This window comes from Photobacterium sp. DNB23_23_1, from assembly GCF_052873815.1.
In genome coordinates this window covers 70190-82441 of sequence record NZ_JBNNXT010000002.1, presented here as the reverse complement: position 1 = coordinate 82441, position 12252 = coordinate 70190, and the positions used below count along the sequence as shown (strand labels likewise).

Below are 12252 nucleotides of genomic sequence, written 5' to 3'. Positions count from 1 at the left end.
GGGCCCAATCATGATTTTTATCGACGCTTAATTTTTCGAGGGATCACTTCCACCCCAGTACGGTACCGGCCTGCAATAGCATTCAGTGCCAGCTCCAATGCATTGTCAGCAATGAGCTCAAACTGTTGCGGCAATGACTGGATTTTTATCGGTAAGAAATCCAGTAGGCGGTTATCACCAAATGTTGCAAGGTGAGTTTTTTGCATTAATTCCGGATTTGCCAGTAAACAATCGAGCACACCTTCAAATAGGGTGTAGGAGGTGGCCAGAATTGCATCAGGCATACAGCCATTGTCGATCCAGTTTTGTACTTGCTGCTGACCTTGTTGCTGGCTGAAATGGTCGCCATTGGCTATTAGCGTTCTAATTTCAGGTTGGTGTTTTAGGGTGCTGTGCGAACGGATAGCCGAAAGAAAGCCTTGCTCACGCTCTTTTGACACCCCCAACTCTGGTACGGCTCCAACTAAGCCGATTGTTTTAACCTTCTTGTCTAATAGGCTAACAGTGAGATCAAACGCACCATCAAGATCTTCGCTGATCACACTGGCAAATATTTCATCATTCATCGCACGGTCGATAGCGATAACGGGTACGCCGCCTTTTTGAATTCTTTGGTAGAAGTTGTTATCGCTTGGCAGGGCACTCGCCACAATCAACGCATCTATGCGTCGGCTTAACAGTGTTTCAGCTACTTTCATCTCAGTATCAGCGTCATCATCCGAGCAGGAAATGATCAGCTGATAACCGGCCTTTCGTACATTGTGCTCGAGGAGTTTAGCCAACTTGGCATAACTGCTGTTTTCGAGATCAGGGATGATCAAACCGAAAGAACGGCTACTCCCTGCACGGAGGGACGTCGCAGCATGATCAGGCCGGAAGTTGTGTTCATTCACAACAGCCATCACTTTTTGCTGGGTTTTCTCACTGATCCGGTACTTTTGTGCTTTACCGTTTATCACGTAACTGGCGGTGGTACGGGATACTCCGGCAAGTTTTGCTATCTCGTCTAGCTTCATTCTGATTCTTGTTGGTTACAGTTAGCAGGCCTGTTTCATTCTACTGGTTCGTATCACGAACAGAAAGAGGCTGGCTTGTTGAATAATATGCGTGTTCACGCAAACACTTTGGCGTTGCTTATCGATATGACTATGGTTTTGTGCGACGGATCAAAATTTTTGTGACGATCTCTTTGGCACATTTGCAATATTAGCTGAAACCATTCAGCATGTCAGCTGAATGGTTTCAGCAGTGATATAACCTTGAACTAAATTCTGCTGAAATTTTATTTTGACCAAAAGCTGAATCGATTCAGTTAGCAAAATATGAAGTTGGTCATTTAGGTTTATATTTGTGTAGACGGGGAAGAAGACACCGGTCTTCACCAGGTTTAACGAAACTGGAGTAAACACATGCTGTCACTCTCAACAAAAGACATTCAGCTCAATCAATCAGCAACAGATAAGCAGGAAGCGATTAAAGCGATTGCTGCTGGTTTGGAACAGCAAGGCCTAGTTGAAACCGGCTATGTTAACGGCATGCTGGATCGCGAGGCACAGAACTCAACATTTCTTGGTAACGGTATTGCGATTCCTCACGGTACAACAGATACCCGGGGTTTGGTGAAAGAGACTGGAGTTCGCGTCCATCACTTCCCACAGGGGGTTAGCTGGGGTGATGGCAAAACGGTGTATCTTGCGATCGGCATCGCTGCCAAATCTGATGAGCACCTAGGCATCCTTAAGCAGCTCACCAAAGTACTGTCTGCTGATGGCGTTGAGGACAAGCTAAAAACGAGTAATAGCGCAGCAGGCTTGATTGCTATTTTGAATGGTGAAGCTCAGTTAGAAGCAGACTTTGATGAAAGCTATGTCCAACTTGAATTTCCTGCAACCGATCTTGTTCAGCTAACCGCTGTCGCAGCTGGCTTGGTGAAAAACCATCAATCGGCGAGTAACGAGACCGTTGCGGATGCTATTGCCTCTGGCGCTACTCATCTAGGTCAAGGTCTATGGATCGCCAAAAGTAGTAAAGGTGTCAGCCGGACATCACTAGCCTTTGTTACACCAACAACTCAATTTGAAGACGCAGGCTTCCCTGTAAAAGGTCTCTTGTTTGTCGCTGCTTGTAATGGCGCGCATGTCAATAACATGAATTACTTGGCCCAATTGTTATTCACCAATCAAACAGGAAAGTTATTTGCTGCTACTGCCGAACAGGTCGTGACGCTTTTGACGGAAGAAGCTCTTGAGGGTAATACCGAAGTCTTCAAGATCCACAATCCACACGGTTTGCATGCCCGGCCGGGTGCCATGCTGGTAAGCGTTGCCAAGAAATTCAACAGTAATATTTTAGTCTCCAACCTAAATGGTGAAGGTAAAGCTGTTAATGCGAAGAGCCTTATGAAGGTGATTGCGTTAGGCGTTAAACAAGGCCACGAATTACAGTTCACGGCAAAGGGTGATGATGCAGATGAAGCATTAGTCGCAATAGGACAAGCAATTGCCGATGGGCTTGGTGAGGGCAAATAGTATGACTGAATCTCAAAGCATGAATAACAAGCCAAAGGTCGTGACGGTTACGCTTAATCCAGCCTTGGATCTCACCGGTAGTCTCGATGTTCTTAACCCAGGCACAGTGAATTTAGTTAATACCGGTACATTGCACCCAGCAGGGAAGGGCGTGAATGTGGCGAAAGTACTGGCAGAACTGGGTGCGAAAGTTACCGTAACGGGTCTGTTAGGTGCAGATAACCAAGAGCCGTTTTGCCAGTTGTTTGAAGAGCTAGGTGCTAAGGATGCCTTTGTACGGGTGCAGGGTGCCAGCCGAATAAACGTCAAATTGGTAGAGCTAGGTGGTCAGGTTAGTGATATCAACTTCCCGGGTGTAGAAGTGGGTGAAGACGATCTAAAGGCTTTCGAAACGACATTGCACACTTTGGCCGAGAGCCATGATGTGTTCGTGATTGCAGGTAGCCTCCCACGAGGTATTACCCCTGAAAAATGCGCAGAGTGGATCCAATGGTTGCACGATAACGGTAAGCAGGTGTTCTTCGATAGCAGCAAGGCTGCTCTTGCCGCAGGTTTGGATGCTTCGCCATGGCTGGTCAAACCTAATGACGAAGAGCTTGCTGATTGGGCCGGACGTGAACTCGAATCTGAACATGCTTTGCTGGAAGCAGCAGAACAACTTTCCGCAAAAGGCATTACCAACGTGGTTGTTTCATTGGGCGCGGAAGGCGTTATGTGGCTCAACGGCGAAGGTTGGCTTCGCTCCCAGCCACCGAAAATGAATGTAGTGAGCACTGTTGGTGCTGGGGATACATTAGTTGCAGGTTTGTGCTGGGGACAGCTTAACGAGTGGAATAAAAAAGAGACATTGGGCTTTGCCACAGCATTGTCTGCATTGGCTGTCAGCCAAGTAGGCGTTGGTGTTGAAGATATCAACCAAGTGCTGAAAGTAAAAGAAAATGTCCAATTAAATAACGTGAATAGCTGATTCAGATCAGAGGGTGTTGAAATGAAAATTGCAGTAATAACAGCGTGCCCAAGTGGTATTGCAAATAGCATTATTGCCGCTGGCCTAATTGAAAAGGCAGCAGCAGATCTTAAATGGACCGCAGCGGTTGAATGCCAGTCTTCTGTCGTGCCGGTGAAGGCCCTGAGCCAGACCGTTATTGATGACGCTGATTGTATCGTCGTTGCCGCGGATACCGCAGTGGATACGACACGCTTCAAAGGTAAGAAGCTGTCGCAAATCTCAATTGAAGATGTTTTGGCAGATCCGAAAGCGGCGCTTTCTCAGGCTGTCAGTCAAGCATCAGCACTCACAGCGGTAACTGCCGTAAACGAAGAAGTATCGGGCGAGTCGGCTAGCAAGAAAATTGTGGCGATTACCGCTTGTCCAACAGGTGTTGCACATACTTTCATGGCTGCTGAAGCGTTGGAAGAAGAAGGTAAGCGTCAGGGCCACCAAATCAAGGTTGAGACCCGTGGCTCAGTCGGTGCGAAGAACCAACTTACTGCTGAAGAAATTGCTGCAGCGGATTTGGTGATTATTGCTGCTGATATTGAAGTGGATCTTGCTCGCTTTGCTGGTAAGAAGCTGTATAAAACCAGCACTGGTGCAGCTCTGAAGAAAACGACAGAAGAGTTTGAAAAAGCATTCTCAACAGCGATGCCTTATCAGCACCAAGCGGGATCGGCATCTGAAGGTGATGCAAAACAAGAGAAGACCGGTGCCTATAAGCACTTGATGACCGGTGTTTCCCATATGTTGCCATTAGTTGTTGCTGGTGGTCTTTCTATCGCGCTTTCATTTGTATTCGGTATTACCGCCTTTGAACAAGAGGGGACACTGGCTGCTGCTCTGATGACGATTGGTGGTGGCTCGGCATTTGCGCTGATGGTACCGGTACTGGCAGGTTTCATTGCTTTCTCGATTGCTGACCGTCCGGGTCTCGCTCCGGGTTTGATTGGTGGTATGCTAGCAAGCTCCACGGGGGCTGGTTTCCTTGGTGGTATCGTTGCTGGTTTCCTTGCGGGTTACAGTGCTAAATTTATCGCGGATCACGTTAAGTTGCCGCAATCCATGGAAGCGCTGAAACCCATCTTGATCATTCCGTTGCTATCAAGTTTGGTAACCGGTCTTATCATGATTTACGTGGTGGGTGGCCCAGTTTCGACGGCAATGACCAGCCTGACAGACTTCCTCAACAACATGGGCTCAGCGAATGCTGTACTGCTAGGTGTTATTCTAGGCAGTATGATGTGTTTTGACTTGGGTGGCCCGGTTAACAAGGCGGCATACACCTTTGGTGTTGGTTTGCTGGCATCACAAACCTACGCGCCGATGGCGGCAGTTATGGCTGCCGGCATGGTACCAGCAATGGGGATGGGTTTGGCAACGTTCTTGGCTAAACGTAAGTTTAACGCCAGTGAATCTGAAGCAGGTAAAGCTTCTTTCGTGCTGGGGTTATGCTTTATCTCGGAAGGTGCTATTCCATTCGCTGCGCGTGACCCAATGCGTGTTATTCCAAGCTGTATGGTGGGTGGGGCGCTTACGGGCGCGCTGTCTATGCTGTTTGGCGCCAAATTGATGGCTCCGCATGGTGGCTTGTTTGTATTGTTTATCCCAAATGCAATTTCACCTGTATTGATGTATTTGGTTGCGATTGCCGCCGGTACGATTGTGACGGGTGTGACATATGCGTTCTTGAAGAAGTCTGATGAAGAGCTAGTGGCTGTTGCTGAAGCAAAGTAAGCACTCTGTCCGTTAGATAAAGATAGCCCCGGCAAAAATTGCCGGGGCTTATGCCACCGCTGCCTACGGTATTCTTTTGTTTGTCCTAAACTTCTTCGAAGTTACCAGAGTCATCTTTCCATGATATAAGATTTTTTTAGTATCTCTGTTAAGACAGACGTATATATTATGTAGGCAATTCCCTGCGTGTAATACAAAGCGCAATATTATTTTTATATTTACCCTAAATTATAATTGTCATTTTATATTTTTTATATATTTATTATTTTTCTTCTGCTGCTAATAGCACGTTTTCCCCATCAACAATTAATAAATAAGATTTCCCTATATCTAAGTCACAAATGTCGCGTTGGTTTGCTCCTAAATAAAGCTCCCCGCTACAATTGCTTAAAATCATTTGAGAAGAGAAGTTACCTTTCTTAACTTCGGTACTGGACACTGCCGTTGAGATAACTTGTACCCATACATCTTCTACTGTAAAGATGCGAATGCGGTACTTATCTTCAATAGGTGCAGGGTTCTGTACATCCGTTGATAAGGTGAGTTCACCGTTATCATCCCAAGCTATGGCCCAAAGCTTTTCTTTATTATTTAGTAAGATATCATCTTGTTTTGACTCTTTAGCTTGAGTGTTAGTGTCTTGTGTTCCGACATCAATCCTCATTGGTGTGGCGGAAGTCCAACTAATTTTATGGTAATAAGAATCAGAATCTGTAACGGAGTACGTTTTATTGTTTTCATCAAACAAAACGCCACCAACATTTGACTCTTTAATATAAAAGTCAACGTCTTCTCCAGATATATTCACTTGATCAATACCAATTGTTCTAACACTAACATCATCCATTGTGACTGCTGTTGTTTCTGTCGAATCACTTGACGAACCACCACCGCAGGCAAATAGAAATACTGTTGATAATGCTGTAAGCGCAACCCTAATCATTTTGGAACCTCGTTATTATTTTTCTGAAGCTCAAATAAAGCATATTTCAAGAATTGATAATTTTTTGATGAATAATAGGGAGAAAAATAAGAAATTAATAAGTGATTGAATCCTTGTATTTTTTTAGCTCTCAATATTGAGATTTTGCGATGAGATAGTGATAATCATCCTCAGTAACGACGGCGAGTAGTAAAAAACAGAATACTCGCCGATAAACAAACATTGAGACAACCTAAAGGCCGAGTCAGCACATCTTACGCTTAAGGCCGCTAATATCGAGCAAACGAGTGGCTATCTCCTCGACTGAAAGGCGACTGGTATTGAGGTATGGGATAGCCTCGCGGCGGAACATCGCTTCAACTTTGCCCAGCTCGCTTTCACACTGCTCAACACTTGCATAGTGGCTATTGGCGTAACGCTCGTGGCGGATTTCGACTAAGCGCTCTGTGTCGATGGTGAGTCCATAGGTTTTATAACGATAAGGCTCAATGGCTTTGGGGAGGCGGAGTTTACTCATGTCTTCTGCAATGAAGGGATAGTTGACCGCCCTGATCCCAAACTGCATCGCAAGGTAGAGGCAAGTCGGGGTTTTTCCACAGCGTGATACACCAAGAAGAATAACATCGGCTTGCTCTAGATTGTTGAGCGATACGCCGTCATCGTGGGCGAGGGTGTATTCGATAGCCGCAATCCGGTCTTGGTAGCTGTCGGCATCTTTGGCAATGCTATGAGAGCGTTGTAACTGCGGTTGTGGTGCTAGTTGTAAATCTTCACTCAATGGCGCTACCAGCGCATTGAGGACATCGTAAAAGTGGGCGTTACTCTGCTCAATGATCGCTTTTACTTCTGGAAGTACAATCGAGTAGAACACTAACGGTTCAACCCCTGTTTTTTCATAAGCTTGGTTGATCTGTTGCTTCACACTGTTGGCACGTTCAACGCTTTCAACAAAAGGTAGAGTCATCTGTCGCGTTGTGATGTCGAATTGCCCCAGTACGGCGTGGCCAAGGGTTTCCGAGGTAATCGCTGTACCGTCAGAAACATAGAATACGTCACGTAAATTGGTTTTGGATTGCATTAAAATTTTAATCCTTGAAAATATTTTTAGCGGCATGACTAATAGCACTCAATATAATCACCTGTTAGCGAACTTTCTATCTTTTGCATCACACTTTGCTGCGATCTTGTAAACGATAATGTCACATTGGCTTTTATAGGTTTTTACAAAGATTGCTTTTATAACGGAGATAAGGCTCTTGTATGAGCGCAAGTATTGTTGATGTTGCTTGTCTTTTTATTAATCTAAATTCATTGATATTCACTTGGTGAGTTAATTATATTGTTGATTTTAAAGGTTAAAAAATTATTTCACTGCGAGCATCTCAAAGGTCTACCAATATTGAGCCAGATCAAAAACCTGATGAGGTTCAAAATTTTTTGATGTGTTGCTAGATAATTTTTATTAGAGGTGAAAAACTGAAAGCGGAAGTTAAGTGCTACAAAGCATAATTGTTGTGTTATGCACTCCTTCATCAAAGGTGAAAGTGTTTATGTATGCGTGAATATCCAGAGTTATTGCATATACATATACATTTTCAAGCCATTGAAAATGGAAAAATTTGACAGAATTTTTAGCGCTTATATTTATAACAATAACCTTACAAGGTAACTGTACTTTACTGACGTGAACATCCGTTGAAGTACGCTTAAGGAGACATGATTGACGGTTTGCTCGAAAAATTGACATTTTTTGCTTTTTTTTTGCAGCAAAAAGCAATTGTTTACTAAAGGGTTACCTGCTTTAAACTGTTGAATCCAATAAGGAGAATTGCCGTGCAACAGAATGTTGTCTGGTACGATGCTTTGTCAATGAACGATGTTGATAAGGTCGGTGGTAAGAATGCATCTCTTGGCGAGATGGTGGCGAACTTGGCTAATGCGGGGGTAAAAGTACCGAATGGCTATGCAACAACGTCATATGCCTTTAATCAGTTCTTGGAAGCAAACGCACTCAACGAGCGCATTTACCAGCTACTCGACGAGCTCGATGTTGAAGATGTAAATGCCTTGCAGCAAGCGGGCGAGACTATCCGAAATTGGGTCCTTGAAGCACCGTTTCCACAGGAGCTTGAGCAAGATATTCGTGAATGTTACCTAGAGCTGGCTCAGGGGGATGACATGCTGTCGGTGGCTGTTCGCTCTTCAGCAACCGCGGAAGACTTACCCGATGCTTCTTTTGCGGGCCAACAGGAAACCTTTCTCAATGTGCGTGGTATCGATGCGGTAATCGAAGCGGTGAAACATGTGTTTGCATCGTTATTTAATGACCGTGCCATTTCTTATCGCGTTCACCAAGGGTTTGATCACAAAGGGGTTGCTCTGTCAGCGGGGATCCAGCGCATGGTTCGCTCGGATAAAGCGTCATCTGGTGTGATGTTTACCTTGGATACCGAGTCCGGCTTTGACCAAGTGGTATTTATTACCTCTTCTTGGGGTCTTGGTGAGATGGTTGTCCAGGGGGCTGTGAACCCTGACGAATTCTATGTTCACAAACCAACTTTACAGGCCGGTAATCCAGCGGTTGTTCGGCGTACTATTGGCTCAAAATTGCTGAAAATGGTTTATACCGACGATAGGTCTTTAGGCAAGCAGGTTGAAATTCTTGATACCTCGAAACAAGAGCAATCGCAATTCTCCTTAACCGATCAAGAAATTGAATCCTTGGCCAAGCAAGCGCTGATCATCGAGAAACACTATGGTCGACCAATGGATATCGAGTGGGCCAAAGATGGGATCACCGGAGAACTATTGATTGTGCAGGCGCGACCTGAGACGGTACGCTCACGCGATGATGCCACTGTGATGGAGCGTTTCCATCTCAATGGAACGGGTCATGCATTGATTGAGGGCCGAGCGATTGGCCAGCGAATTGGTAGTGGTGAAGTTCGCGTGGTTTCCGACCTGTCACAGATGGATCAGGTACAAGCGGGAGACGTACTGGTTGCTGACATGACGGATCCTGATTGGGAACCCGTGATGAAAAAAGCGGCGGCGATAGTCACTAACCGTGGCGGACGTACTTGCCACGCAGCGATTATTGCTCGTGAGTTAGGTATTCCAGCTGTGGTCGGTTGTGGTAACGCGACTGAGCTGCTGCAAACTGGTCAGCGAGTGACAGTGTCATGTGCTCAAGGTGAAACAGGCTACATCTACGAAGGTGAGTTGGACTTTGAAGTGCGCCGCTCGGCCGTTGATGACCTACCGGACTTGCCACTGAAAGTGATGATGAATGTCGGCAACCCAGATAGAGCCTTTGACTTTGCTTGCATTCCTAACGAAGGGGTTGGTCTAGCAAGGTTGGAGTTTATCATTAACAAAATGATCGGTATCCACCCGAAAGCTTTGCTCAACTACGAACACCAGTCTGATGAGCTGAAAGCGGAAATAGATCAGCGAATCAGCGGTTATCCAGATCCGGTTGAGTTTTATATTCAGAAACTCACAGAGGGGATTTCAACATTGGCGGCGGCCTTCTGGCCAAAACGCGTGATTGTTCGTATGTCTGACTTTAAATCGAATGAATACCGCAATTTGGTGGGTGGTGTGAAATTCGAGCCTACGGAAGAAAACCCGATGATCGGTTTTCGTGGGGCATCGCGTTACATCTCAGAGCAATTTCAAGATTGTTTTGCCCTAGAGTGTGAGGCGATTAAGCGAGTTCGTGAAACCATGGGGCTGAAAAACGTTGAAATCATGATCCCATTTGTCCGCACCGTGAGCGAGGCGGCCTCGGTGATTGATATATTGGCAAAGTACGATCTGCGCCGCGGCGAAAATGGGTTGAAGGTGATCATGATGTGTGAATTGCCTTCCAATGCCATTTTGGCAGAGGATTTCCTCAAGTACTTTGATGGTTTTTCTATTGGCTCCAATGATATGACGCAATTGACCTTGGGACTCGACCGAGACTCTGGTGAAATTGCCCATATGTTTGATGAGCGAAATGAAGCAGTTAAAGCAATGCTGGCGATGGCAATTAAAGCAGCAAATAAAGCTGGTAAGTATGTTGGGATCTGCGGACAAGGACCATCGGATCATGATGATTTAGCCGATTGGTTGATGGAGCAGGGAATCGATTCGGTTTCCCTAAATCCAGATACGGTCGTTGAGACATGGTTACATTTAGGCAATAAGTAATACCAACCTACATAAATACTTGATCAACTACTTATCCAGATTGGTATAAGAGCTAGGCCGTTAAGTTGAAAAAAGCTCGCTGCAAAGGCGAGCTTTTTGTTGGTAGGCAAAAAAAGCCGCCAGAAAATATGGCGGCAAAGTTTGCTAGGAATATTATTATTGTGATGGAAGGGAAATATACCCAAGCGACTAACTTTTCTTCAGCCAACCGCTTGAGGTGATCAGGTTAAACCTATTTCACTTCGGGGTAAGTCTTGTAACGCACGCCCATCATCTGCTCCATGCAGTGGACAACTTGGCAGCTGTAGCCAAATTCATTGTCGTACCAGATGTACAGGACACAGCGTTTATCTTGGGCGATGGTTGCCGCGCCATCAACAACACCAGCATGGCGTGAGCCTACAATGTCGCACGAGACGATTTCTGTTGATTCTGTATAGTCAATTTGGCCTGACAGTGGCGAGTTGAGCGCCATATCTCGCAGGTAGGCATTAAGCTCGTCTTTTTCTGCAACACTATTGAGGTTCAGGTTAGCAACCGCCATCGAAACATTGGGTGTTGGTACCCGAATCGCATTTCCTGTTAATTTTCCTGATAGCTCTGGCAAGGCTTTGGCGACCGCTTTTGCCGCACCGGTAGAAGTCAGCACCATGTTCAGTGATGCTGAACGACCACGACGTTCGCCGCTGTGGAAGTTATCAATGAGATTCTGATCATTGGTAAATGAGTGGACTGTTTCGATATGACCGGAATCAATGCCGTATTTGTCATTGATCGCTTTAAGGATCGGGGTAATGGCGTTGGTTGTACAACTTGCTGCCGAAACGATGGTATCGTCTTCTTGGATCTCTGATTCATTGACGCCGAAAACGACATTTTTCAAATCACCTTTACCCGGGGCCGTAAGCAGTACTTTTTCCGAACCGTTGCAACCTAGGTGCTGGCTTAATCCTTCACGGTCACGCCACATACCTGTGTTGTCTACCACAAGCGCATTGTGAATGCCGAATGTTGTGTAATCGACATCTGCTGGGCTATTGGCATAAATCACTTGGATGTAGTTGCCGTTGACGATAATAGCCTTACGCTTTTCATCGACGGTAATGCTGCCATTAAATGGTCCATGCACTGAGTCACGACGTAGTAGGCTGGCTCGTTTCTCCAAATCACCACCTTTGCCGCCACGGACTACAATCGCTTTAAGGCGAAGTGGGTAGCCTTGACCACTTTTTTCGACCAGTAGACGAGCAAGTAGGCGACCGATACGGCCAAAGCCATAGAGAACAACATCACGGGTTTCGACGGACTGGCTACTATTTAGTGATTCAAGTAATGCCGTTTGCAGGTAATCACTGATATTGGCTTCATCTTCGTTGTTTGACCAGTAGCTGTGCGCAAGCTGGCCTATATCCACACGGCAAGGCGAAAGATCAAGCGTCGAGAGTGCTTGGATCAGAGGCAGTGTTTGTGCTGGGGAAAGCTCAGAGCCTGTGTAGCGGCGGGAAAGACGGTGAGATTTAACGATATCGATGACTGAGGTATTGACGATTTGTTTGCCGAACATGAGGACTTCAACGCCTTTTTGCCGGTATAGCTGACCCAGTAGCGGTGAAATAGATTCGGCATTGGTTTGGCTTGTTTGCCAGTCTAGAAGGTATTTTTCTGGACTCATCGTTAGTTTGGACCTTTCACGTTAGGGAAGAGACCGCAGAGCGGTTTGTAATGTTTTTGTTATAATTTTATGGCGGGAAGTGTAACGTTAGCGCGGTTTTTATCCTAGTAAAATTAACGGCTTGTAAATGTGATCTGCCGCAAGTTGAAACAGTGATGTGACGCAAGATTTTCACTGCTTT

Annotated in this window: 9 protein-coding genes; 5 read left to right on the top strand and 4 right to left on the bottom strand. The window is 45.7% G+C overall.

Annotated elements, in window-relative coordinates:
- Positions 1-17 precede the first annotated feature (17 nt).
- Complete coding sequence (gene cra / locus ACVA53_RS02275) at positions 18-1016, bottom strand: catabolite repressor/activator (RefSeq protein WP_255042768.1); 999 nt, start codon at positions 1014-1016, stop codon at positions 18-20.
- A 393-nt stretch (positions 1017-1409) separates the two neighbouring features.
- On the opposite strand from cra, the gene fruB reads away from it, so the two are divergent.
- Genes fruB through fruA form a run of 3 tightly spaced genes read left to right on the top strand, consistent with a single transcriptional unit; the run spans position 1410 to position 5259 of the window.
- Complete coding sequence (fruB, locus tag ACVA53_RS02270) at positions 1410-2528, top strand: fused PTS fructose transporter subunit IIA/HPr protein (protein ID WP_255042769.1); 1119 nt, start codon at positions 1410-1412, stop codon at positions 2526-2528.
- Between the two features lies 1 nt (position 2529).
- Complete coding sequence (gene pfkB / locus ACVA53_RS02265; protein WP_255042770.1) at positions 2530-3495, top strand: 1-phosphofructokinase; 966 nt, start codon at positions 2530-2532, stop codon at positions 3493-3495.
- A 21-nt stretch (positions 3496-3516) separates the two neighbouring features.
- Positions 3517-5259, top strand: coding sequence for a PTS fructose transporter subunit IIBC (gene fruA / locus ACVA53_RS02260; RefSeq protein ID WP_255042771.1), 1743 nt, complete (start codon positions 3517-3519; stop codon positions 5257-5259).
- 262 nt (positions 5260-5521) lie between these two features.
- Here fruA and ACVA53_RS02255 read toward each other — a convergent pair whose 3' ends face one another.
- A complete protein-coding gene (locus ACVA53_RS02255) occupies positions 5522-6202 on the bottom strand; it encodes a hypothetical protein (protein ID WP_255042773.1) in 681 nt (226 codons plus the stop codon).
- A gap of 244 nt (positions 6203-6446) precedes the next feature.
- The gene (ppsR, locus tag ACVA53_RS02250) at positions 6447-7280 is read right to left on the bottom strand and encodes a posphoenolpyruvate synthetase regulatory kinase/phosphorylase PpsR (RefSeq protein ID WP_255042774.1); all 834 of its coding nucleotides are present in this window, start codon (positions 7278-7280) and stop codon (positions 6447-6449) included.
- Positions 7281-8035: 755 nt separating this feature from the next.
- Between ppsR and ppsA the strand changes: the two genes are divergently transcribed.
- Both ppsA and ACVA53_RS02240 read left to right on the top strand, forming a co-directional pair.
- Positions 8036-10399, top strand: a complete 2364-nt coding sequence (ppsA, locus tag ACVA53_RS02245) for a phosphoenolpyruvate synthase (protein WP_255042776.1) — start codon at positions 8036-8038, stop codon at positions 10397-10399.
- Between the two features lie 65 nt (positions 10400-10464).
- Positions 10465-10620 carry a hypothetical protein gene (locus tag ACVA53_RS02240; protein ID WP_255042777.1) on the top strand — a complete coding sequence of 52 codons (156 nt, stop codon included), beginning with the start codon at positions 10465-10467 and terminating at the stop codon, positions 10618-10620.
- A gap of 11 nt (positions 10621-10631) precedes the next feature.
- On the opposite strand, the gene ACVA53_RS02235 is transcribed toward ACVA53_RS02240, so the two are convergent.
- Complete coding sequence (locus ACVA53_RS02235) at positions 10632-12071, bottom strand: glyceraldehyde-3-phosphate dehydrogenase (RefSeq protein ID WP_255042778.1); 1440 nt, start codon at positions 12069-12071, stop codon at positions 10632-10634.
- Between the last annotated feature and the right edge of the window lie 181 nt (positions 12072-12252).

What these genes read in the sequence shown, in the direction of transcription:
- cra (WP_255042768.1), bottom strand. Translation starts at nt 1,016, where the DNA reads ATGAAGCTAGACGAGATAGCAAAACTTGCCGGAGTATCCCGTACCACC.
- fruB (WP_255042769.1), top strand. Translation starts at nt 1,410, where the DNA reads ATGCTGTCACTCTCAACAAAAGACATTCAGCTCAATCAATCAGCAACA.
- pfkB (WP_255042770.1), top strand. Translation starts at nt 2,530, where the DNA reads ATGACTGAATCTCAAAGCATGAATAACAAGCCAAAGGTCGTGACGGTT.
- fruA (WP_255042771.1), top strand. Translation starts at nt 3,517, where the DNA reads ATGAAAATTGCAGTAATAACAGCGTGCCCAAGTGGTATTGCAAATAGC.
- ACVA53_RS02255 (WP_255042773.1), bottom strand. Translation starts at nt 6,202, where the DNA reads ATGATTAGGGTTGCGCTTACAGCATTATCAACAGTATTTCTATTTGCC.
- ppsR (WP_255042774.1), bottom strand. Translation starts at nt 7,280, where the DNA reads ATGCAATCCAAAACCAATTTACGTGACGTATTCTATGTTTCTGACGGT.
- ACVA53_RS02235 (WP_255042778.1), bottom strand. Translation starts at nt 12,071, where the DNA reads ATGAGTCCAGAAAAATACCTTCTAGACTGGCAAACAAGCCAAACCAAT.